At 70.2% G+C, this 21893-nt stretch carries 20 protein-coding genes and 1 pseudogene; 14 read left to right on the forward strand and 7 right to left on the reverse strand.

The features are described 5' to 3' along the window. Positions 1-3: 3 nt before the first annotated feature. Both H4281_RS44365 and H4281_RS44370 read right to left on the reverse strand, forming a co-directional pair. Complete coding sequence (locus H4281_RS44365; RefSeq protein WP_009074814.1) at positions 4-417, reverse strand: hypothetical protein; 414 nt, start codon at positions 415-417, stop codon at positions 4-6. 61 nt (positions 418-478) lie between these two features. Then, positions 479-905, reverse strand: a pseudogene (locus H4281_RS44370) (ribonuclease E inhibitor RraB). 107 nt (positions 906-1012) lie between these two features. Here H4281_RS44370 and ctaE point away from each other — a divergent pair. Genes ctaE through qcrB form a run of 4 tightly spaced genes read left to right on the forward strand, consistent with a single transcriptional unit; the run spans position 1013 to position 5316 of the window. Then, the gene (gene ctaE, locus H4281_RS44375) at positions 1013-1639 is read left to right on the forward strand and encodes an aa3-type cytochrome oxidase subunit III (protein WP_067577952.1); all 627 of its coding nucleotides are present in this window, start codon (positions 1013-1015) and stop codon (positions 1637-1639) included. A 55-nt stretch (positions 1640-1694) separates the two neighbouring features. Beyond that, positions 1695-2513 carry a cytochrome bc1 complex diheme cytochrome c subunit gene (qcrC, locus tag H4281_RS44380; protein WP_037809539.1) on the forward strand — a complete coding sequence of 273 codons (819 nt, stop codon included), beginning with the start codon at positions 1695-1697 and terminating at the stop codon, positions 2511-2513. After that, on the forward strand, positions 2510-3661 hold the full coding sequence (gene qcrA, locus H4281_RS44385) for a cytochrome bc1 complex Rieske iron-sulfur subunit (protein WP_182896839.1): 1152 nt from the start codon (positions 2510-2512) through the stop codon (positions 3659-3661). The genes qcrC and qcrA overlap by 4 nt, the downstream gene beginning before the upstream one ends. Further along, positions 3658-5316, forward strand: coding sequence for a cytochrome bc1 complex cytochrome b subunit (gene qcrB / locus H4281_RS44390; protein ID WP_182896840.1), 1659 nt, complete (start codon positions 3658-3660; stop codon positions 5314-5316). The genes qcrA and qcrB overlap by 4 nt, the downstream gene beginning before the upstream one ends. 79 nt (positions 5317-5395) lie before the next feature. Here qcrB and H4281_RS44395 read toward each other — a convergent pair whose 3' ends face one another. From H4281_RS44395 to H4281_RS44410, 4 genes are all read right to left on the reverse strand, one after another. Beyond that, the gene (locus H4281_RS44395; protein ID WP_182896841.1) at positions 5396-5848 is read right to left on the reverse strand and encodes a GNAT family N-acetyltransferase; all 453 of its coding nucleotides are present in this window, start codon (positions 5846-5848) and stop codon (positions 5396-5398) included. After that, positions 5845-6330, reverse strand: a complete 486-nt coding sequence (locus H4281_RS44400) for a GNAT family N-acetyltransferase (protein WP_312872295.1) — start codon at positions 6328-6330, stop codon at positions 5845-5847. The genes H4281_RS44395 and H4281_RS44400 overlap by 4 nt, the downstream gene beginning before the upstream one ends. A 33-nt stretch (positions 6331-6363) precedes the next feature. Beyond that, positions 6364-6648 carry an Lrp/AsnC family transcriptional regulator gene (locus H4281_RS44405; RefSeq protein ID WP_009074830.1) on the reverse strand — a complete coding sequence of 95 codons (285 nt, stop codon included), beginning with the start codon at positions 6646-6648 and terminating at the stop codon, positions 6364-6366. 231 nt (positions 6649-6879) lie between these two features. Then, positions 6880-8598, reverse strand: a complete 1719-nt coding sequence (locus tag H4281_RS44410; RefSeq protein ID WP_182896842.1) for a DEDD exonuclease domain-containing protein — start codon at positions 8596-8598, stop codon at positions 6880-6882. A 120-nt stretch (positions 8599-8718) separates the two neighbouring features. Here H4281_RS44410 and H4281_RS44415 point away from each other — a divergent pair, with 120 nt between their 5' ends. From H4281_RS44415 to H4281_RS44430, 4 genes are all read left to right on the forward strand, one after another. Further along, positions 8719-10116, forward strand: a complete 1398-nt coding sequence (locus H4281_RS44415) for an NYN domain-containing protein (RefSeq protein WP_182896843.1) — start codon at positions 8719-8721, stop codon at positions 10114-10116. A gap of 538 nt (positions 10117-10654) precedes the next feature. Further along, complete coding sequence (locus H4281_RS44420; RefSeq protein ID WP_182896844.1) at positions 10655-10933, forward strand: hypothetical protein; 279 nt, start codon at positions 10655-10657, stop codon at positions 10931-10933. 429 nt (positions 10934-11362) lie between these two features. Further along, complete coding sequence (locus tag H4281_RS44425; RefSeq protein ID WP_182896845.1) at positions 11363-12424, forward strand: C40 family peptidase; 1062 nt, start codon at positions 11363-11365, stop codon at positions 12422-12424. Between the two features lie 640 nt (positions 12425-13064). Further along, a complete protein-coding gene (locus H4281_RS44430; RefSeq protein WP_182896846.1) occupies positions 13065-14222 on the forward strand; it encodes a glycosyltransferase family 4 protein in 1158 nt (385 codons plus the stop codon). Positions 14223-14228: 6 nt separating this feature from the next. Here the strand turns inward: H4281_RS44430 and H4281_RS44435 are convergent, their stop codons facing one another. Next, positions 14229-14843 carry a nucleoside/nucleotide kinase family protein gene (locus H4281_RS44435; RefSeq protein WP_182896847.1) on the reverse strand — a complete coding sequence of 205 codons (615 nt, stop codon included), beginning with the start codon at positions 14841-14843 and terminating at the stop codon, positions 14229-14231. Between the two features lie 53 nt (positions 14844-14896). Here H4281_RS44435 and H4281_RS44440 point away from each other — a divergent pair, with 53 nt between their 5' ends. From H4281_RS44440 to H4281_RS44465, 6 genes are all read left to right on the forward strand, one after another. Continuing rightward, positions 14897-15304 (forward strand): SRPBCC domain-containing protein, encoded by a 408-nt coding sequence (locus H4281_RS44440; protein ID WP_182896848.1) that lies wholly within the window; start codon positions 14897-14899, stop codon positions 15302-15304. Between the two features lie 24 nt (positions 15305-15328). Beyond that, positions 15329-16558, forward strand: a complete 1230-nt coding sequence (locus tag H4281_RS44445) for a cytochrome P450 family protein (RefSeq protein WP_182896849.1) — start codon at positions 15329-15331, stop codon at positions 16556-16558. Between the two features lie 45 nt (positions 16559-16603). Further along, positions 16604-17890 (forward strand): adenosylmethionine--8-amino-7-oxononanoate transaminase, encoded by a 1287-nt coding sequence (locus H4281_RS44450; RefSeq protein WP_182896850.1) that lies wholly within the window; start codon positions 16604-16606, stop codon positions 17888-17890. 140 nt (positions 17891-18030) lie between these two features. Then, on the forward strand, positions 18031-20205 hold the full coding sequence (locus H4281_RS44455) for a SulP family inorganic anion transporter (protein ID WP_182896851.1): 2175 nt from the start codon (positions 18031-18033) through the stop codon (positions 20203-20205). 85 nt (positions 20206-20290) lie between these two features. Further along, on the forward strand, positions 20291-21016 hold the full coding sequence (gene bioD, locus H4281_RS44460) for a dethiobiotin synthase (protein WP_182896852.1): 726 nt from the start codon (positions 20291-20293) through the stop codon (positions 21014-21016). 237 nt (positions 21017-21253) lie between these two features. Then, positions 21254-21793 carry a DUF2567 domain-containing protein gene (locus tag H4281_RS44465; protein WP_446680400.1) on the forward strand — a complete coding sequence of 180 codons (540 nt, stop codon included), beginning with the start codon at positions 21254-21256 and terminating at the stop codon, positions 21791-21793. The last annotated feature ends 100 nt before the right edge of the window (positions 21794-21893 follow it).

The raw sequence follows: 21893 nt of genomic DNA on the forward strand, positions 1-21893 counted from the left end.
GGCTCAGCCGCCGTTGACGGCGGGGACCCGCCCGGCGCGCAGCACGCCGGCGACGGTTTCCGCCGCGGTCAGCGGGTCGAGGGGGTGCACCAGCACGGCGTCGGCCAGCGCCCAGGTGGCGAGCCATCGGTCGTCGCGGCGGCGGACGGCCACCACGATCGGCGGGCAGTCGTCGATCTCGTGCTTGAGCTGGCGGGTCAGGCCGATGCCGCCGGTCGGCTGGGCCTCGCCGTCGAGGATCGCGAGGTCGACCGAGCCCGCGTCCATTTCGGCGAGCACGTCGGCGATGCCGGCCGCCTCGACCCACTCGACGCGGCCGAGGTCGGCCGCCGGGCGCCTGCCGACGGCGTTCATGATCGCCTCGCGGACCTCGGCCTTGTGGCTGAACACCAGGATCCGCTGGGACTGCTCGCTCATTGAGCACGCCTCCGTCTCGTCACGGGTGGAACAGCCGCGATCGTATCGGCCGAGACGCATCTCACGCGGACGCGGTGGGCGAGTCACCCGGTTGCCGCGCCTCCCAGCCCGGAGCGTCAGCCGCCGAGCCGCTGCGCCAGACCGGCCATCCGGGACCGTTCCTGGGCGCAGTGCAGGGCGTCCAGCACCTGCACCCGCCGGGCGTGCGCCAGCACCCGGTCGCCGTCGCGGCTTTGTTCGCGCAGGTCGTAGCCGTCCTGCGCGAGAATCGCCGCCGCCTCGTCGATCCGGTGCGCCGGAAGGACGAGGTGATGGACGAGCACCGCGGGCGCTTCGCTTGCCCAGCCGGGTGAATCAGCGAGCACCGCCGAATCCGCGACGGCCGGGTCGAACGCCGAAACGACGGTCGCCAGACCGGGCGCGTCCGGGTCGAGCACCGCTTTTTCCGGCTTTCTGACCAGGTCACGGAGCTTCTCCAGCCAACTCACGAGTAACTCCTTCCGCCGCTGGTCCGCGTCTCGCGCGCGGGTGTGACGCGAAGCTCCCACGACCCGCCGCAGACCCGGCGGGCGGGGTGCGGTCGCGAGAGGACATAATGCGATTCGTGACAACGGCAGCTCCCACCATCAGCCAGCGGGTCCACTCGCTGAACCGGCCGAACATGGTCAGTGTCGGCACCGTCGTGTGGCTGTCCAGCGAACTGATGTTCTTCGCCGGACTGTTCGCCATGTTCTTCACCGTCAAGGCGCAGAACCCGGCCGGGGCGTCCTGGCCGCCGCCGTTGCACGGCGAGGAGTTCCACCTCAACGTCGCGTACGCGATCCCGTTCACGGTGATCCTCGTGCTGTCGTCGCTGACCTGCCAGTTCGGCGTGTTCGCCGCGGAGCGGGGCGACGTCTACGGCCTGCGGCGCTGGTACATCGTGACGCTGATCATGGGCGCGATCTTCGTGTTCGGGCAGGCGAACGAGTACCACAACCTGGTCGAGGAGGGGCTCACCATCCCGTCCGGCCCGTTCGGCACGGTGTTCTACCTCGCGACCGGTTTCCACGGCCTGCACGTGATCGGCGGGCTCATCGCCTTCGTGTTCCTGCTGGTCCGCACGAAGCTCAGCAAGTTCACTCCGGCGCAGGCCACCTCGGCGATCGTCGTGTCGTACTACTGGCACTTCGTCGACATCGTGTGGGTCGGCCTCTTCGCGGTGATCTACATCCTCCCCTGATCTCCGCACCGCCCACCACAAAACGGCCTGAACTGACAGCAAGGGTTGCCGCAAGATGACCACCAGCACCAAATCCTCGGAGCGCCGGTTCCGCGCGCGCTCGAAGATGCGCAGGCGCCTCGCGGGCGTGCTCGCACTCGGCGTCGCCCTGGTGGGGGCCGGCGCCCTGTACGCCGTCTTCGCCCCGGAACCGCAGACCGCGCAGGCACAGGGCGACCCGGCGCTGCTGCGCCAGGGCGAGCAGGTCTACAACAACACCTGCATCGAATGCCACGGCGCGAACCTCGAGGGCGTCAAGGACCGCGGTCCGAGCCTCATCGGCATCGGCGACGCGGCCGTCTACTTCCAGACTTCCTCCGGCCGGATGCCCGCGGCGCGCCAGGAGGCGCAGATCGCCCGCAAGCCGCCGAAGCTGACCCCGAGCGAGATCGACGCGGTCGGCGCCTACGTGCAGGCGCACGGCGGCGGCGCGCAGCGTCCGGAGGAGCGCGGCGAGGCGCTGCGCGGCAACGACCCGGCGCGCGGCGGCGAGCTGTTCCGGCTCAACTGCGCCTCGTGCCACAACTTCACCGGCCGCGGGGGCGCGCTGTCGGCGGGCAAGTACGCGCCGCCGCTCGACCCGGCCACCGAGGAGCAGATCTACGACGCGATGCTCACCGGGCCGCAGAACATGCCGAAGTTCTCCGACCGCCAGCTCAGCGCGGAGGAGAAAAAGGACATCATCGCCTACGTCAAGTCGGTGTCCGACGGCAACAACGACCCGGGCGGCAACGGTCTCGGCGGGGTCGGCCCCGCCTCCGAAGGCGTCATCGCCTTCGTCGTCGGAATCGCCGCGCTCGTCGGCATTACGCTGTGGATTGGATCGAAGGCATGAGTGCCGAAGGGCCCAAGCCGCCCTCGGAGGCGGAGCTGGCTGAGATGGACCGCGACGAGCTGCTCAAGCTCGGCGGTCAGCTGGACGGCGTCGAAATCGTCGAGTACCCGGAGCCGTGGCCGGTCGAGGGCACCCGCGCGGAGCGGCGCGCGCAGCGTCTCGTCGCGTTCTGGTTCGCCCTGTCGGCGCTCGCCGGCCTGGCGTTCGTGGTCGTGATGGCGTGGCCGAAGTGGTGGGAGTACAAGGACCCGAGCGACCCGACCGGGCACTCGACCTACAGCCTCTACACCCCGGCGCTCGGCGTCACGCTCGGTCTCGCGGTGCTGTCGCTCGGCATCGGCGTGATCCTCTACACGAAGAAGTTCGTCCCGCACGAGGTCGCGGTGCAGCAGCGCAGCGACGGCCCGTCCGCGGAGGTCGACCGGGCCACCATCCTGGCCCACCTCGCCGACGCCGGGACCCGCAACGGCATCGCCCGCCGGTCGCTGATCAAGCGCACCGCCGGCGCGGGCGCGGGCGCATTGGGCCTCGCGGTGGCGGCGCTGCCGATCGCGTCCTTCATCAAGGACCCGTGGAAGGACACCGAGAACAAGGACGGCCTCTGGCACACCGGATGGCTGCCGAACTTCCCGGGCGAGAAGGTCTACCTGCGCCGCAACACCGGCAACCTCGAAGCCGACGTCAAGGAAGGCGTCGCGCTGGTCAAGGCCGAGGACCTGGACGCGGGCGCGATGGAGACGGTCTTCCCGTACCGCGAGTCGGAGAAGGGCGACGAGAAGAAGCTGGCCGAGGCGCTGATGCGGGTGGACAACCCGGTCATGCTCATCCGGCTGCGCCCGACCGACGCCTCGCGCGTGGTCAAGCGCAAGGGCCAGGAGGACTTCAACTTCGGCGACTACTACGCGTACACGAAGATCTGCAGCCACGTCGGCTGCCCGACCTCCCTGTACGAGCAGCGCACGAACCGCATCCTCTGCCCGTGCCACCAGTCGCAGTTCGACGCCCTGCACTACGCGAAGCCGATCTTCGGCCCGGCGACGCGTCCGCTCGCTCAGCTTCCGATCACGGTTGACGAAGAGGGATACTTGATCGCGAAGGGCGATTTCATCGAGGCCATCGGACCGGCCTTCTGGGAGCGTAAGTCATGAGTTCACTCACCACGCCGACCAAGGGCACGAGCGCACTCCAGAAGCACCTGGGCGAGGCCGCGGACAACGCGGACCAGCGGTACAAGCTGGCCAAGGGCCTGCGGCACCAGATGAACAAGGTGTTCCCGACCCACTGGTCCTTCCTGCTGGGCGAGATCGCGCTGTACAGCTTCATCGTCATCCTGCTGTCCGGGGTGTACCTGACGCTGTTCTTCGACCCCTCCATGCAGGAGGTCACCTACCACGGCAGCTTCACGAACATGCAGGGCATGCAAATGTCCCAGGCGTTCCGCACCACGCTGGACATCTCGTTCGACGTGCGCGGCGGCCTGTTCGTGCGGCAGCTGCACCACTGGGCGGCGCTGATCTTCGTCGCGTCGATGATGGTGCACATGCTCCGGATCTTCTTCACCGGCGCGTTCCGCAAGCCCCGTGAAGCGAACTGGGTCATCGGCGGCCTGCTGCTGATCCTGGGCATGTTCGAGGGCTTCTTCGGCTACTCGCTCCCGGACGACCTGCTGTCCGGCACCGGTATCCGCGCGACCCTGTCCGGCATCGTGCTGTCGGTGCCGGTGATCGGCACCTGGATCCACTGGGCGCTGTTCGGCGGGGAATTCCCCGGCGACCAGATCATCCCGCGCCTCTACACGCTGCACATCCTGCTGGTCCCGGGCATCATGCTGGCCCTGATCGGCGCGCACCTGGCGCTGGTCTGGTACCAGAAGCACACCCAGTTCCCGGGCGTGCGGCGCAAGGAGACCAACGTCGTCGGCGTGCGGATCATGCCGTACTTCGCCCTCAAGGGCGGCGCGTTCTTCACCCTGGTGGTGGGCGTGCTGGCGCTGATGTCCGGCCTGTTCCAGATCAACCCGGTGTGGAACTTCGGGCCGTACAACCCGTCGATGGTGTCCGCTGGATCCCAGCCGGACTACTACATGGCCTGGGCCGACGGCATGCTCCGGATCTGGCCCGCCTGGGAGGTTTACCTCGGGAACTACACGATCCCGGCGGTGTTCTTCCCTGGCGCGATCGGCATGCCGATCCTGTTCGCGCTGCTGCTGACGTACCCGTTCCTTGAGCGGAAGCTCTCCAAGGACACCGCGCACCACAACCTGCTCCAGCGGCCGCGCGACGCACCGGTCCGCACCGCGCTGGGCATGATGGCGCTAGGGTTCTTCGCGGTGATCGAGCTGTCCGGCTTCAACGACATCATCGCCGACCAGTTCGACATCTCGCTGAACGCGACGACCTGGGCGGGCCGCATCGGCGTGCTGATCGTGCCGCCGCTCGCGTACTACTTCACCTACCGGATCTGCCTGGGCCTGCAGCGGTCCGACCGTGAGGTGCTGGAGCACGGCGTCGAGACCGGCATCATCAAGCGGCTGCCGCACGGCGAGTTCATCGAGATCCACCAGCCGCTGGGCGGCACGGACAGCCACGGCCACGCCATCCCGCTCGAATACCAGGGCGCGGCGGTGCCGAAGAAGATGAACAAGCTCGGCACCGCGGGCCACGCCGTCCCAGGTTCGATCTGGACGCCGGACCCGGCGGAGGAGACGAAGGCGCTCGACCGCGCTCGCGGCAACGGCCACGGGAACGGGCACGGGAAGCTCGAGGGCTCCGAGGAGTCGACCGAGGTCGGTTCCGGGCACTGAGCCCGCTGAGATTCGCTGAACGCCGGAAGGCCCCTTCCTCATCGCGAGGGAGGGGCCTTCTCGCTGTGCCGGGAGGGTTTCAGAGCTGGATGCGGGCGACGATCTCGTCGTCGTCCATTTCGCCGGTCGGCCGGAAGCCCAGCTGCTGGTAGAAGGGCCCCGGGCTGTGTTTGCCGGGCATCCAGCTGACCGTGACGTATTCGGCGTCGCGGCGGCGCGCTTCGGCCAGCACCGCTTCGACGGCGAACCGTCCGTAGCCCTTCTTCTGGTGTTTGGCGGCGATGTTCAGCCGCCACAGGTAGTTGCGGTAGTAGTCGGTCGGGTTGTCCGGGTCGAAAGCGGCCATGACGAAGCCGACGAGTTTCTTCCCGGCGTAGATCAGCCTCGGCCAGGCGATTTCGTGCTGGACATAGGCTTCGGCGAGCGAGCAGGCGACGGATGCCACGTAGTCGCGTTGATGCTTCGCCACTTTGAGATCGCAGGCGTCTTCCACATTGTCGACCGTGACTTCGACCAGTCTCGGGGTCGTCATGCGAAATACGGTAGCGCTCTTCGGCGGGGTTCAGAGCCGCATGCGGGCGACGACCTCGCCGTCGTGAATCTGGCCGGTGGGCTGGAATCCCAGCCGCAGATAGAACGGCTCCGGACTGTGCTCTCCGGGCACCCAAAGCACCGTCGCGGACTCTTCGCCGCGGCGGCGGCCTCGGCGAGGACCGCTTCGACGGCGAACTTTCCGTAGCCTTTTTTCTGGTGCTCGGCAGCGATGTTCAGCCGCCAGATGCCGCAGCGGAAGTAGTCGATCGGACAGCCCGGATCGAAGGCGGCCATGACGAAGCCGACGAGGTCGTCTCCGGCGTAGACCAGCCTCGGCCAGGCGACGCTTGGCTGGGTGTAGGCCTCGGCCAGCGAGCGGGCGACCGGGGCCACGTAACGCTCCTGGTGCGGCGCCACCGACAGATCGCCCGCCGCGCCCACGTTGTCGCTGGTGACCTCGGCCAGCCGCAGTGCCGTCATGCCCCGGACGTTAGCCCGGGGGTACGACAATTCTCAGGCTCCTTCGACGCCGATCTCGAACGCGGAGTCGGTGTCGGCGCGCGAGTAGGACCGGAACGCGATGTGGGTGACGGTGTCGAGCACGCCGCGGACCTTGCCGATGCGGCCGGGAATGAGGTCGGCGAGGTCTTCGTGGGCCTGCACGCGCACGGTGGCGATGAGGTCGACGTCCCCGGCGCACGAGTAGACCTCGGACACCTGGTCGAGGTCCGCGATCGCCTGCGCGGCCTGCGGGATTTCCTCGGCCTCTACGTTGATCAGCACGATCGCCGTGATCACAGCGTTCCTCCCACTTCCTGGCGGTAACCGACGTGCGCGATCGTAGCCGGGAACACGCTCCCGCATGGTGTGGCGGGTGCGCTGTCTTCGAGGGAGCGGGCCCGGCGGCCGGGCGGTGCGGACAAGCCGCGCGGCAAGAACCCGGTGCGTTCGTCGAGGGGCTCCGTGCCGGGGGTGCGGTTTGCCGCTGAGCCGGAGCGTTCGAGGCGGTGTTTTGTCGCGGCGGTCGGCTCAGCCCGCGACGTGTTCGAGGGACCGGGCGTCGGCGACCCGCGCGAGCCAGGCTTGCCATCCGGCGACAGCGGCGGGCTCGGCCCACGGCCGGGTGGTGCGCACGAGCCGGGTCCCCGGACGGGCGAGCCAGCGCAGCAAGATCCCGACCTCCTCACCGGGAGCACCCCGCAGCGGGCCGTCGCCAGGCAACACCGTTTCCGCAGCAGCGACCAGGGATTCGACCACTGGCATCGGCGGCACCCCACGCCGGGCGACCCCAGCGGAAGCGAGCCTGCCGTAGCGGATCACCGACAGTTCCCAGCCGCCATTGCCGTCCGGGGCCGCGGCGATGAGTTCCGCGACCGACGCCAGCGCGGCCTGCCGGTGCGCGCGGCCGACAGCACGGACCAACCCGGCCAGTTCGTCGCGGTGGCGCGCGGCCTGTTCGTAATGCCGTCGCTCCGACATCTCCTCCAGCCGTGCCGCCGCCAGATGCAGCGGACGGCCGTCGTGACCCGCGATGAGCCCGCGGGCAGCTTCCACGGCAGGGGAGTAGTCGGCGACGGTCTGCCTTCCCGCGCACGGGGCTCCGCAGCGGCCGAGTTCCGCCAGGACACACGGCGTGCCGGACGCGGCGGTGGCGGAGATGCGTTGCGTGCAGGTGCGCAGCCCGGAAGCGTCGGCGAGAGTCTCGGCGGCGGTGCGCGCGTCGGCTTGGCTGCGGAACGGCCCGAGCGTGCCCGCGCGCGGCAGGCGGACCACGGAAAGCCGCGGGAAAGCCTCGTCGGTGAGGCTGATCCACCAGCCGTGGTGCGGGTTTTTCGAACGCCGGTTGTAGGCCGGCCGGTGCGCGGCGATCAGCCGCAGTTCGCGGATCTCGGCTTCGAGGGAATGCGCGCACTCGATGGCGTCCACCCGCTCCGCCAGCGCGACCATTTCCCGGATCCGGCCCCGGCTTTCGGAACCGGTGAAATACGTCCGCACGCGCCTTCTCAGGTCGCGCGCGGTGCCGACGTACAGGACTTCGTCGCGCGGTCCCTTGAAGAGGTAGACGCCGGGCCGCGACGGAAGGTCGGCGGCGAGGTTTCGCTTGCGCCGCTGTGCGGGCGTGACGTCCGGGAGGTAGTCGATCAGCTCCTCGACGGTGTGCACGCCGAGGTTGCCGACGCGCTCCAGCAACGCGTGCAGGACGTCGGTGGTGGCGCGGGCGTCGTCGAGCGCACGGTGCGTCGGCCGGGTGCGCGCGCCGAGCAGCATGGAAAGCGACGACAACCGGTAGCTGCGCGCTTCTTCGCGCGGGATGACGCGGCGCGCGAGCTTCACCGTGCAGACGACGGTGGGGCGCGGCCAGACGTAGCCGTGCCCCTCGCAGGCCGCCTTCATGAAGCTGGTGTCGAAGCCGGAGTTGTGCGCGACCAGGACAGTGCCGGCGATGAACTCCAGGAACGCGGGCAGCACGCGTTCGATCCGCGGCGCGTCGTAGACCATCGCCTGCGTGATCCCGGTCAGCTCGACGATCTGCGGCGGGATCGGCGTGCCCGGGTTGACCAGCGTCGCGAACTCGCCCAGCACCTGTCCGGCGCGGACCTTGACCGCGCCGATCTCGGTGATCCCGTCCGGCCCCGGCTTGGTGCCGGTGGTTTCGAGGTCGAACACGACGAACGTGGTGTCCCGCAGCGGGGTGCCGAGCTCGTCGAACGCCAGCTGAGCCTGGTCCGGCCTCGGTCGGGTCTCCATGATCGCGCACAGTAGGGCCGACCACCGACAATCTTGGCGCGCGCCGCCCGCGGCCCGATGGTGACCAGCGGAACGGGCCGGTGCGGCGCGGGATCCGGCGGCGGGGCCTACCCTGGACCAATGCACCCTCAGCCCGTCGAACCGGAAGAAGCCGCGGAGGCCGTCGGCCCCTCGGCGGTTCCGGCGCGGGCGGAAGAGGACGCCGAGGTCCCGGAACCGGGGACGTGTCCGGAACCGGCGACCTGGACGAGCCTGCCGGAGGCGGTGCGCGAGCGGATCGCCGAACTGACCGCGGCCGCGGTCGCGAAACTGCCGGTCGCGGACGTGCCCAGGCAGCTGCGGCCGGTCGCGAAGTTCGCCCCGGCCAAGCGCGCGAAGCTCGGCGGCACCGCGCTGCTGACCGCGTTGGGGGACTCCGCGCAGTTCCGGACCGCGGTCCTGGAATGGCTGCGCGAGCACCGGACCGACGCGCTGGACCCGAACGTTTCGGACTCCGTCGCCGCCGCTGCCGCCGCGGTGCTGCTCGGCGAATCCGGTGCGGCCGGACGCGTGCGGCTGGTCGCGAAGAACGCCGAGGAAACCGCGCTGCGCGCTGAGCGGGACGCTGCGCTGGCCCGGAACCAGCGGCTGGAAGTCGAAATCGCCGAGCTGCGAGCCGAACTGGAAGAGGCGCGCGGGGCGGTCGAGAGCGCGCGCGGCGAACGCGAGGCCGAGGTCGAGAAGCTGCTGCGCCGGCTGCGGGAGCAGGGCGTGCTGCTGCGGCAGGCCAAGGACGCGGCCGAGGCGGCGCGCGCGGAACTGGCCGACGGGGGCGCGACGCGGGAACGCGAGATCGAGATGCTGAACGCGCAGCTCGACCGGGAACGCCGCCGGGTCGCCGCCGAACGCACTCGTGCCGAACGAGCGGTCGCGGACGCGGAAATGGCCCGGCAGTCGGCGCGCGAGGCCAGGGAGGCCGACGAGGTCCGGCTGGCGTTGCTGGTGGACACGATCGACGGCGCCGTGCACGGCCTGCGTCGCGAACTCGCCCTGGGAGACCGCGGCGCGCGTCCTGCCGACATGGTGAGCGGCGCGCGGTCCGGACTCGGCCCGGGCGGGCGGATCCAGGACGTCACGGCGCTCGACCGGCATCTGGCGCTGCCGAACGTCCATCTCATCGTGGACGGCTACAACGTCACCAAAACGGGTTACCCGGAACTGGCGCTGGCCGATCAGCGCGACCGGCTGGTGCATCAGCTCTCGGCGCTGGCCGCGCGCACGTCGGCGGAGGTCACGGTGGTGTTCGACGGGGCCGGTGTGCTGTCGGTGCCCGCCGCGGTGCCGCGCGGGGTCAGAGTGCTGTTTTCCGAGCGTGGCGTGCTCGCCGACGATGTGATCCGGTCGCTGGTCGCGGCCGAGCCGAAGGGCCGCCCGATGGTCGTCGCGACGTCCGACCGGGCGGTCGCGGACTCGGTCCGCGCGGGCGGTGCGCACCCGGTGGCGTCGGCGGTTCTGGTCAGCCGATTGGGTCGGGTCTGACCCCTGCCCGGCGTGCGGGCTCCGGAAATTGTCGGTGGTGCTTCCTACCGTTTGTTCCCGAGGCGATTCCCGGAACCGGTCCGGGGCCTCGCGGACGAACGGAGGCCCGGTCATGGGCGAGAACAAGCAGGAGCGGTTCGGGGTCGGTTCCGGCGCGCACGCGGGGGATCCGGCTGTGGTCAGCGGGGGAGTTCGCTTCGCTGCGAGGTCGGGAGATCGGGACGGCAGGGTCGGTGGCGGGGCGGCAGAGCGCTCCCGGCCGCCGGACCATCGGCATGAGCGTGCGGCTGAACAGTCCCAGCCGCGGGACCGGGGCGGTCACCCGGGCGGGGAGGGGCCGGCGGTGAGTCTTGCCACTGGGGTGAGTCCGGCCACGGGCCAGGTGCGAGACCGGGATCTGGAGGCGTGCCGGGAAAGCGGCGTTTCGTCCGGTCCCGGCGGGAGCGCCGCTGCCGCGGCTTCGTCCGGCGAAGACGAGCGAGCGGAAGCGGGCAGCCGAAGGCGCGCGGCACCACCACGCCCGGGCGCGGCACGAAGCATGAAGCGGGCGAAACCTGGTGCCTCCCGCCAGGAAGAGCGGCGTCCGGCCGGTGCGGTGGACGTCGCGGTCGAGGACATCGACACGTTCGTCGTCGACTGCGACCGGTGTGCGGTGCGCGGGGCGGCGTGTGCCGATTGCGTGGTCAGCGTGCTGCTCGGGCCGCCGGTCGGGCTCGTCTGGGACGCGGACGAACGGCGGGCTGTCGACGCGCTCGCCGAGGCGGGGATGGTGCCCCGGCTGCGCCTGGTTCCGGAGACCGACAGTAGGTCGGCGTGACACCAGTGGGTGACACTGGCTCGCCGAGCGGTCGCCTCGGTGCGGTGAACGGTAAGTAGTCGAAGGGGTCGTTTGTGCTGCCAGAGCGTGTGACCTAAGTCACGTGTAACTGCCTTGCTGGTCCGATGGTGTTTCGCCGGACTACGGAGAGTTTTTACGGGGGGCCCGGTGGACGCGCCGACGGTCTTTTCGTAACCTGGCCGAGATCTCGCGCCAGGCAGCTGTCGGACGACGGCGACGCGGGATCGCCGCCGGTTCGGCTTTGTCGGGGAGTCAGGACCGGAACCAACCACCGTGCGCGGGAAAAGCTGTTGTGGCACACGACGGCCGGAACGCGGACGGGCAGCGTGCGCGAAGAGGGCCCCCGACCTCTTCCGCGCCGGGGTTCCGGCCACGGCGGCCCGACGAGCAAAGGAGACCCGCGCGGCCGTGCAGTCGCATCCAGTCAAGCGCGTGGTGTCAGGCGCCCTCGCGGCCGCCTCGGTGATCGCAGTCGTCACCGTGGCGCAGCCGGCGGGCACCGCAGCCGCTTCCCCCCTCCCCGTCCTCCAGGCCCCGCCGGACTCCGGTTCGGACGCTCTCGCCAAGTACCGCGACCTCGCGGCGCAGGCGGAGAAGGCGAACGAGGACCTCCTCAAAGCCAAGGACGACCTCGCCGCCCGCCAGGGCGACCTCGACAAGGCCAACGGCGACGTGGGCAATGCCCACAACCTCGCCGCGCAGGCCGCCGAGAACGAGAAGAAGTACAAGGTCGACGTCGACAAGTTCGCGAACGCGTCGTTCCTGTCCGGCGTGCAGATGAACAAGCTGTCCGCGCTGCTGGCGGGCACGTCGACGCAGGAGTTCCTCGACCGTTCGTCGGCGCTGGACCAGATCGCCTCGCAGAAGGCGGCCGCGCTGGAGAAGCTCCAGGGCGCGGTCGACCAGGCCAAGTCCGCCGAGAAGCTGGCCTCCGACGCCGCGCAGCGGGCCACCGCGGCGCGCGACGCGGCGGCGAAGCTGACCGAGGACATCACGGCCAAGAAGAAGACGCTCGACGACCAGGTCGCCGAGCTGAAGAAGACCTCGTCGGCACTGAGCCAGGCCGACCGCAACGCGCAGAAGGACACCGGCGGCGACATCTCGGTGGACCTCGCGAACGCGGGCCCGGCCGCGGCGGCCGCGGTCCAGGCCGCGCTGAGCCAGCGGGGCAAGCCCTACGAGTGGGGCGCCACCGGGCCGAGCTCGTACGACTGCTCGGGCCTGATGCAGTGGGCCTACCGGCAGGCCGGCATCTCGCTGCCGCGGTCGAGCCGCGAGCAGAGCACCACCGGCACGCCGGTTCCGCGCAGCCAGCTGCAGCCCGGCGACCTGGTGTTCTACTACTCGCCGGTTTCGCACGTGGGCATGTACATCGGCAACGGGATGATGGTGCACGCGCCGACCACCGGCGACGTCGTCAAGATCTCGCCGCTGCAGAGCCAGTACGTGGGCGCGCGCCGGGTCGCCTGACCGGACGTTCTCGCTTTCGCCGGGGTGGTGCCGCAAGTGCGGCACCACCCCGGTTTTTTATGGGGGCCTGCGAGTCGGTTCTGCGCGTGGGACTGCGCCGGCCACCGGCGAGGTCGTCAGATGAGGCGATGCGTGGGCGGGTGGCGGGCCCAGGTGAATCGCGTGCCGGTTTCATGTGCGGGGCTGCGCGCTGATCGTTGGCGGGCCGATGGCGGTGTCGAGGGTGGGCTGCGCGCTGATCGTTGGCGAGCCGATGTGCGGGCGGATGGCGGGTCGAGGTGAGCGGAGTGCCGGTGTCGCGGGTGGGTGGCGCGCCGACCGTTGGCGGGCTGATGGCGGTGTCGAGGGTGGGTTGCGCGCTGATCGTTGGCGGGCTGATGTGCGGGCGGCTGGGAGGCGAGGTGAGCCGCGTGCCGGTTTCGTGCGGGGTTCTGCGTGCCGGCCACCGGCGAGGTCGTCGGCTCAGCTGATGCGTGCGCGAGTGACGGGCCGAGGCGAGCCGAGCGTCCGTTTCGTGTTTGAGGCTGCGCGCCGATCCCCGGCGGCCGCGGTCAAGAGCCAGCCGGAGCCGGGCACCCGGCAAGACGTTCCCGCTTCACCGGGCCGGTGCCGGGCAACTGCTCGTCGGTAGCCTGCGGGGGTGCTGAGGACCCTGCTCGTGACGAACGACTTCCCGCCGCGCCCCGGGGGCATCCAGAATTACCTCAATTCGCTGGCCACCCGGCTGCCCGCGGACGACCTCGTCGTCTACGCGCCTTCCTGGGAGCGCAGCAGCGGCTCGCACGTCCAATTCGACGCGGCCGCGCCCTTTGAAGTGGTGCGTCATCCGACGTCGCTGATGCTCCCCACGCCGGACGTCCTGCGGCGTGCGAAGCAGATCATGCGTGCCCGCGACTGCGAGGCCGTCTGGTTCGGCGCGGCCGCTCCGCTCGCGCTGCTGGGGCACCCGCTGCGGCAGGCAGGCGCGCGCCGGATCGTCGCGTCCACGCACGGGCACGAAGTCGGCTGGTCGATGCTGCCCGCGTCGCGGCAAGCGTTGCGGCGTATCGGCGAGACGGTGGACGTCGTCACGTACGTCAGCAAGTACACGCGCAATCGGTTCGCCGCCGCGTTCGGGCGGCATGCTGGGCTGGAAATGCTGCCGAGCGGCGTCGACACCACGGTTTTCGCGCCGGATCCGGCTGGGCGGGAGGAAATCCGTGCTCGGCATGGGCTTGGCGACCGGCCGACCGTCGTGTGCGTTTCGCGGCTCGTTCCGCGCAAGGGGCAGGACATGCTGATCTCCGCGTTGCCCGCGATCCGCGAGCGGGTGCCCGGCGCGGCGTTGCTGCTTGTCGGCGGCGGTCCGTATCGCAAGCGTCTTGCTCAGCTGGCCGAGGCGCTCGATGTCGCCGGCGACGTGGTCTTCACCGGCTCGGTCCCGTGGGAGGAACTGCCCGCGCACTACAACGCGGGCGACGTCTTCGCGATGCCTGCCCGCACGCGCGGCAAGGGGCTCGACGTGGAAGGGCTCGGCATCGTCTACCTGGAGGCGTCCGCGACCGGGCTGCCGGTGGTCGCGGGGACGTCCGGCGGGGCGCCGGAAGCGGTGCTGGACGAGGTGACCGGGCACGTGGTCGACGGCCGCGACGCTGGCCAGCTCGCCGAAACCTTGGCGGCGCTGCTGTCCGACCCGGTCCGCGCCCGCAGGATGGGCGAGGCGGGCCGTTCCTGGGTCGCCGAGAACTGGCGCTGGGACACGATGGCGCAGCGCCTCTCGACGCTCCTGGACGGCGATCCGGTGGCGGCGGTGCGCTGACGCGGCTCAGGGTTCGTAGATCGCCGGGTGGCGCGGGTCGTCCACGCGGACCACGACGTCCGCGAGGGCGCTCGGATCGACTTCGTTTTCGTAGCGTTCGTAGGCGGGCAGCGCCCATTCGTCGGGCACTCGGCGGCGCAGTGCACCCGGCGAAAGCCACAAATGCACCACGAAATCGAACGCCAATCCCGCGCCGAGCAAGAACTCCCCGTCGACCAGGACGACGCCTCGGTCCGGGACCGGGACGCGCGGCAACCTGGTCGCGCGGTCGCGTTCGGCGTCCCACAGCGCGGGCAGCACTTCGCCGCTTCCGTCGTCGGCGAGCGGGTCCAGCACTTCCCGGCGCAGACCGCCTAAATCGAGCCAATCGGTATACCGTGCGTCCGGATTCTGTTTCCCGTGCTCGAAACGGAGTGACGCTGGTCGCAAAAAACCGGCGGCGGGCACGTGCAGCGCGGCTCGGCCGAGCAGCTTCAGCGGGTCGGTCAACGCCTCCGCGAGCGGGCCGGTTCCGGCCGCTCCGTCGATGGCGACGGCGATTCGCCTGCGGTGGGTGAGCGCGTCGACGCGCTCGGTCAGCTCGGCGGCGAGGGCGTCGGGGGAGATGGGGCGGTAGCGCACGATCGCATGATCCCGCACCGGTTTCCGTCGGTCCCCGATGCCATGATGGCGGCATGGCCAACGAGGAGGGCAAGACCGGGCGGAGTCGTTGGGAGACAGCCGTTTCCCGCACGATGCCGTACCCGGGCAGCCGGGTGTGGGAGTTCCTGCTGGGGGACGGCGTGGAGATCTGGCTCGGCCCCGGAGTCGACCTGCCGCGCGAACGCGGGGCCGGATACGAGACCGAACACGGCACGACCGGCGAAATCCGCAGCTATTCCGACGACCGCTTGCGGCTTACCTGGCGTCCGACGGACTGGGATCACGATTCCTTGCTGGAACTCGAGGTCGCGGATCTCGGCAAGCGCAGCACGCTGAAGATCCGCCAGGAACAGCTCGCGGACGTGGCGGAAAAGGCCGAGCAGCGGGCATATTGGAAACAAGTGGTCGAGCGCGTCGAGGCGGCATTGGCCGAACGCTGACCGAACTGCTCAGGGGGACTCGCAGTGAGCGTCGACGAACATGCCGAGGAACTTCCTTTCGCGGACGAGGAATTCTGGCAGAACACGCACGAATGGCTGGCGCGGCGGCGCGAATCCGGTGCGGTGTGCCCGATCACCGCCCGCCGCGGCATCCCGTCCTACCTGGTCAGCGGATACGAGCAAGCGCGCGAGCTGCTCAACGATCCTCGGGTCAGCAAGGACAGCGGCGACGTGCAGCGGGTGTACGCGGCGAAGGTCGGCCAGGACGTCCAGGTGCCGGACTTCGGCAATCTGCTCACCCGGCACATGCTCAACAGCGATCCGCCCGCCCACACCCGGCTGCGCAAGCTGGTGAACAAGGCGTTCACCGCCCGCACCGTCGCCCGGTTGCGGCCGCGGATCCAGGAGATCGCCGATGCGCTGCTCGACGAGATGGCCGGGCACGAGCAGGTCGACCTGGTGCAGGCGTTCGCCGAGCCGTTGCCGATCACCGTGATCTGCGAGCTGCTCGGCGTGCGCGTCGAGGACCGCAGCGAGTTCACTGCCTGGTCGCACATGCTGCTGTCGTTCTCCGAGGACCCGGAGGCCCAGGCCGTGGCGGCGCGCGAGATGCAGGAGTACCTGCAGCAACTGGTCGAGAGCAAGCGCGCCGAACCCGCCGAAGACCTGCTGTCGGACCTCGTGCACGCCAGCGACGAAGGCGATTCGCTCGACGAAGACGAACTGATCTCGATGGCGTTCCTGCTGCTGGTCGCCGGGCATGAAACGACGGTCAACCTGATCGCCAACGCCACGTTCGCGTTGCTGCGCGAGCCCGAACAGGCGGAGAAACTGCGTGCCGACCCGAGCTTGCTGCCGGGTGCGGTCGAGGAGTTCCTCCGGTTCGACGGGCCGATCAATTTCGCGACGCTGCGCTACACGGTCGAGGAGATCGAGGCGGGCGGCGTCACCGTGCCGAACGACGAGTTCCTGCAGATCTCGCTGCTGTCGGCCAACCGCGACCCGGAGAAGTTCCCCGACCCGGACAAGCTCGACGTCACGCGCCCGCCCGGCGGGCACCTCGCGTTCGGGCACGGCATCCACTACTGCGTCGGCGCGCCGCTGGCCCGGCTGGAGGCGCAGATCGCGCTGGGTTCGCTGCTGGCGCGGTTCCCGGAGCTGAGCTTGGCCGTGCCCGTCGAGAGGATCGTCTACCGGCCGAGTTCGCTGGTGCACGGCGTGCTGGCGCTGCCGGTGCGGACGAAGGGGGCGTAGCGGCTGTCACTGCGGTTCCGCCCGCTGCCCGGTTAGGGTCGGTGGGTGGAACCCAGTGCTGCCGATCTCCTCGCCCTCGACGCCGCGCACGTGTGGCATCCCTACGCGCCGATGCCGGGCCGGGTGCCGCCCTTGCTCGTGGAAGAGGCGAGCGGGGTGCGGCTGAAGCTCGCCGACGGACGGGAACTGGTCGACGGCATGTCGTCCTGGTGGGCCGCGGTGCACGGCTATCGGAACCCGGTGCTCGACGCCGCGTTGCGGGAGCAGGCCGGGCGGATGAGCCACGTGATGTTCGGCGGGCTCACCCACGAACCGGCGATCATGCTCGCGAAGACCCTCGTCGAGATGACGCCGGACGGGCTCGAGCACGTGTTCCTGTGCGATTCCGGCTCGGTTTCGGTCGAGGTCGCGGTGAAAATGTGCTTGCAGTACCAGCGTTCCCGCGGGCTGCCCGGCAAGCATCGGCTGCTGACCTGGCGCGGCGGCTACCACGGCGACACGTTCACGCCGATGAGCGTCTGCGATCCCGACGGCGGCATGCATTCGCTGTGGCGCGGAGTGCTGCCGGAACAGGTTTTCGTGCCGGCCCCGCCGTCCGGTTTCGGCACCCCGGTCGATCAGTCCTATGTGGACGAATTGGCGAAGGCGATCGAGCAGCACGCGGACGAACTGGCCGCGGTGATCGTGGAACCGGTGGTGCAGGGCGCGGGCGGCATGCGGTTTCACCATCCCGGTTACCTGCGCGCGCTGCGCGAGCTGACTCGGGAACACGACGTATTGCTTGTTTTCGATGAGATCGCGACCGGATTCGGCCGTACGGGAAGGCTTTTCGCGGCGGAGCACGCTGGCGTGACGCCCGACGTGCTGTGTGTCGGCAAGGCGCTCACCGGCGGCTACCTCACGATGGCCGCCGCGTTGTGCACGCCCGAAATCGCCGACGGCATCACGCGCGGCGAGCTTCCGGTGCTCGCGCACGGGCCGACGTTCATGGGGAATCCGCTCGCTTCGGCGGTCGCCAACGCCTCGCTCGGGTTGCTGGCCGACGGCCAATGGCAGACCGACGTCGCGCGGATCGAAACCGCGCTGCGCCAAGGACTTGCACCGGCCCGGGAGCTGCCGCACGTCGTGGACGTGCGGGTGCTGGGTGCGATCGGCGTGCTGCAGCTCGATCACGAGGTGGACATGGGCGTCGCGACCGAAGTGGTGACCGCGGAAGGCGCGTGGCTGCGGCCGTTCCGGGATCTGATCTACGCGATGCCCCCGTACGTCAGCACCGACGCGGACCTGGCGGTGATCACCTCGGCGATGTCGGCCGCGGCGGCGAAGGCCTGAGGTTACTTCGGGTTTTGCGTGGCTGCCCGTAGTGGATCTTGCCGGGTCACGCAACCCGATCGTGGGTTATTCGATAAAGATCCACTCCATAGAGTGGGACATAGCGGACATTTCACAGGAACATCGGTTTCCTGGTCAGCATGAGACGACTTGCCGTGCTTCGCCACGACGTGCCCGCCTCGCTCGTGGTATTCCTCGTCGCGGTCCCGCTTTCGCTCGGGATCGCCCTAGCGTCCGGCGCGCCGATCGTCGCCGGGCTGATCGCCGCTGTCGTCGGAGGTGTGGTCGCCGGCGCTCTCGGCGGCTCTCCGCTGCAGGTCAGCGGGCCCGCCGCCGGGCTGACCGTGCTGATGGCGGAGACGATCTCCACCTTCGGCTGGGCGGTCACCTGCCTGATCACCGTCCTCGCCGGGGCGCTGCAGATCCTGTTCGGCCTGAGCCGCGTCGCGCGGGCCGCGCTGGCTATCTCGCCGGCGATCGTGCACGGGATGCTCGCCGGGATCGGCGTCACGATCGTGCTCGGCCAATTGCACGTGCTGTTCGGCGGAAAGGCGCAGAGTTCGGCGCTGGAGAACATCGCCCAGCTGCCCGCGCAGATCGCCGCGCACCACGACGCCGCCGCCCTGATCGGCATCCTGACCCTCGCCATCCTGCTGGTCTGGCCCAAGCTTCCCGCGGCGGTGCGGAAAATCCCCGGACCGCTGGCGGCCATCGCGGTCGCGACGGCAGTGTCCCTGGTCGCCGGAATGACGCTGCCGCGCGTCGAACTGCCCGGCGACCTGCTGCAAATCCGCTTCACACCGCAGCTGCCGGACGGCGGATGGGGCCAGGTCGCGGTCGCGGTGATCACGATCGCGCTGATCGCCAGCGTCGAGAGCCTGCTGTCGGCGGTCGCGGTCGACAAACTGCAGAACGGCCCGCGCGCCAACCTGAACCGCGAGCTGATCGGTCAGGGCGCGGCGAACATGGTGTCCGGCGCGCTCGGCGGACTGCCGGTCACCGGCGTGATCGTGCGCAGTTCCACCAACGTCGCGGCCGGGGCGCGCACGCGGGCGTCGGCGATCCTGCACGGCGTGTGGGTGCTGGTGTTCGTGGTCGCGCTCGCCGGGGTGCTGAAGTCGATTCCGCTGGCCGCGCTGGCCGGGCTGCTCGTGCACGTCGGCGCGAAGCTGGTGAATCCCGGTCATCTGCGGCAGGTGCTGCGCCACGGCGATCTGCCGCTCTACCTGGTGACTGTCGCCGGGGTGGTCGTGTTCGACCTGCTGACCGGCGTGCTCGCCGGGATCGTGCTGGCCGTGCTGCTGATGTTGCGCCGGACCGTGTGGTCGGGCGTGCATGCCGAGCACCACGGCGGCGAATGGCGCGTGATCGTCGAAGGAGTGCTGACGTTCCTGTCCGTGCCGCGGCTGACGAAGGTGCTCGGCACGATCCCGGCGGGCTCGAAGGTGACGCTGGAACTGGTCGCCGATTACCTCGACCACGCGGCGTTCGAGAGTCTTTCCGCCTGGCAGCAGGCGCACGAACGGACCGGCGGCACGGTGGTCGTCGACGAGATCGGGCATCCGTGGTTCGCGAAGGGCAAGGAAGGCCGCCCGACGCTCCGGCGCACCGCCGCCGCCGGTGCGATGCCGAGGTGGCTGGCCCCGTGGTCGGCCTGGCAGGCGGTGGACGTGCGGGTGCCCGGGCAGCGCACGCACCGGGGCGCGACGGAGTTCCAGCGCCGGGCCGCGCCGCTGCTCAAGGACGTCCTCAGCGGGCTCGCGCACGCCCAGCAGCCGCACACGCTGTTCATCACGTGCGGTGATTCCCGGATCGTGCCGAACCTGATCACCACGTCCGGTCCGGGCGACCTGTTCACCATCCGCAACATCGGCAACCTGGTGCCGCCCGGGCAGGCCGATCCGTCGACGAACGCGGCGATCGAATTCGCGGTCGGGGTGCTGGGGGTGCGGGAGATCGTGGTGTGCGGGCACTCCTCGTGCGGTGCGATGGGCGCGCTGGCCAGCGGCCCGCCCGTGGACACCGCGCTCGCGACCTGGCTGGTGCACGCCGAACCGAGCCGGAAGCGGGCGGGCGCGGTGACCCTCGGCGGGGAACGGCCGGAGCGCGAACCGGACCGGCTGGCGTTGCACAACGTCCTCCAGCAGCTGACGCATCTGCGGCAGTACCCGCTGGTGGCCGAGGCCGAAGCACGCGGCGAGCTGGCGCTGACCGGGCTGTACTTCGACGTGGGCGAGGCGCAGGTGTACCTCGCCGACCCGGCGAAGGGCGAGTTCGTGGCCGCGGGAGCGCCCGCGGCGGCCCCGGCCGGCTGACCCGGGCCCTCGCGCGTGCCTCCGGGTGCGCGCGAGGGAACCCCGAGTGTTGACATCGGGGAGCACGGCAATATCTTGATGGCTCGTGACGACGCTCGTGATGACCGGAACCGGGACCGACGTCGGCAAAACGGTCGCCACCGCGGCGATCGCGGCGCTGGCCCTCGCGCAGGGACAACGCGTCGCGGTGCTGAAGCCCGCGCAGACCGGCGTGCTCCCCGGCGAGGCAGGAGACCTCGCCGAGGTGGTGCGGCTGGCAGGCAAGGACCTGACGATCCGGGAGCTGCGGCGCTATCCGGATCCGTTGTCGCCGGAAGCCGCTTCCCGGCGCTCCGGGCTCCCGACGGTCGGGCCCGGGGAGATCGCCGCCGCCGCCAGCGAACTGGACGCGGCGCACGACCTCACCCTGGTCGAAGGTGCGGGCGGGCTGCTGGTCCGGTTCGACCCGCAGGGGAGCACGCTGGCGGATGTCGCGTGGTCGCTGGGGGCGCCGGTGGTTCTCGTCGCGCAGGCCGGGCTGGGGACGCTCAACACGACCGCGTTGACCGCTGAGGTGGCCACTCGGCGCGGGTTGAATGTCGTGGGCGTGATTATCGGGTCCTGGCCTGCTGATCCTGATCTGGCCGCGCTGGAGAACCTGCGGGATCTGCCGGTCGCCGGTGGCGCACCTTTGCTGGGGGTTCTTCCCGCGGGCCTGGGCGCGGCGGACCGGGAGACCTTCGCCGAGCAGGCGCGGCAGGGGTTGTCGCCGTGGTTCGGCGGGGAGTTCGATCCGGAGGCGTTCACCGCCGCTGCCTCCGCGCAGAACTAGGACGGCAAATCGCCCCGGTTTCCGTGCTGGGCGATCCGATCGGCCCCGGATCGGGGCGGAAGAAACCGGGGCGTTTTCTTTGCCGCGACGGAGTCGTGGCGAGCAAACGCTCGGCCACCGGTTACTCTCAGTCCCGCACACTCGCAGGGAACGCACGCGCAGGGAAGGGAGCCTCGGGTGGTCGATTCCGCGGGCAAGGCGGCGCATCGGTCTTCGGCGGTCGCTGAGGGGTGGTCGGTGCCGGTGTTGTTTCCCGCGCAGCGGCCGCGGGTGGTGGTGAAAGCTGATCTGCTTCCCGCGGTGAGCGTTCTCTCGACTGCCGCGTTGCTGGGGATTCCTCTGGGGTGGTTGTGGTCTCTGCTGGCTCCGGCGGAGAAGGTGCGGGTGATCGGGTCCAACGGTCAGCTGGCGCCTTTGGAGCTGGAGAGCTGGCATCGGTTCGACGATCTGGCCGTGTTCGGGTTTTTGGCGATGGCTGCCGGGTTGTTGATCGGGCTGGTCGTGTGGTTCCTGCGGGAGCGGCGGGGGCCGGTGGTGTTGGTGGCCGCGGCCGGCGGGGCGTTGGTCGCGGCTTGGTTGGGGACGCAGATGGGGCCTGCGTTCGCCAATTCGAAGTATTCGGTGGACGCGCCGCCTGCGTTGGGGGCGGTGATTGAGCAGGCGCCTCGGATCGAGACGGGGTGGGTGGTGCTGGCCGCGCCGTTGGTGACTTGTTTGGTTTACGCGTTGATGACGGCGTGGAATGGGCGGGAGGATCTTGGGCGGCGGCTCGGGTGATCGGCTCGTCGCCTGGCGGCGACATTGCCTCGTGAGCGGTTGCGCGGGCACCCCGATTTTTTAGTGTGACTACGGCGCGGGGGTGCTTGTCAAGGCGGGG

Source organism: Amycolatopsis dendrobii (assembly GCF_014145675.1).
Classification (GTDB): domain Bacteria; phylum Actinomycetota; class Actinomycetes; order Mycobacteriales; family Pseudonocardiaceae; genus Amycolatopsis; species Amycolatopsis dendrobii.

Excerpts from the sequence above, each read along its gene's own strand:
- H4281_RS44365 (WP_009074814.1), bottom strand. The coding sequence starts at position 417 with ATGAGCGAGCAGTCCCAGCGGATCCTGGTGTTCAGCCACAAGGCCGAG.
- ctaE (WP_067577952.1), top strand. The coding sequence starts at position 1,013 with ATGCGATTCGTGACAACGGCAGCTCCCACCATCAGCCAGCGGGTCCAC.
- qcrC (WP_037809539.1), top strand. The coding sequence starts at position 1,695 with ATGACCACCAGCACCAAATCCTCGGAGCGCCGGTTCCGCGCGCGCTCG.
- qcrA (WP_182896839.1), top strand. The coding sequence starts at position 2,510 with ATGAGTGCCGAAGGGCCCAAGCCGCCCTCGGAGGCGGAGCTGGCTGAG.
- qcrB (WP_182896840.1), top strand. The coding sequence starts at position 3,658 with ATGAGTTCACTCACCACGCCGACCAAGGGCACGAGCGCACTCCAGAAG.
- H4281_RS44395 (WP_182896841.1), bottom strand. The coding sequence starts at position 5,848 with ATGACGACCCCGAGACTGGTCGAAGTCACGGTCGACAATGTGGAAGAC.
- H4281_RS44400 (WP_312872295.1), bottom strand. The coding sequence starts at position 6,330 with ATGACGGCACTGCGGCTGGCCGAGGTCACCAGCGACAACGTGGGCGCG.
- H4281_RS44410 (WP_182896842.1), bottom strand. The coding sequence starts at position 8,598 with ATGGAGACCCGACCGAGGCCGGACCAGGCTCAGCTGGCGTTCGACGAG.
- H4281_RS44415 (WP_182896843.1), top strand. The coding sequence starts at position 8,719 with ATGCACCCTCAGCCCGTCGAACCGGAAGAAGCCGCGGAGGCCGTCGGC.
- H4281_RS44420 (WP_182896844.1), top strand. The coding sequence starts at position 10,655 with ATGAAGCGGGCGAAACCTGGTGCCTCCCGCCAGGAAGAGCGGCGTCCG.
- H4281_RS44440 (WP_182896848.1), top strand. The coding sequence starts at position 14,897 with ATGGCCAACGAGGAGGGCAAGACCGGGCGGAGTCGTTGGGAGACAGCC.
- H4281_RS44455 (WP_182896851.1), top strand. The coding sequence starts at position 18,031 with ATGAGACGACTTGCCGTGCTTCGCCACGACGTGCCCGCCTCGCTCGTG.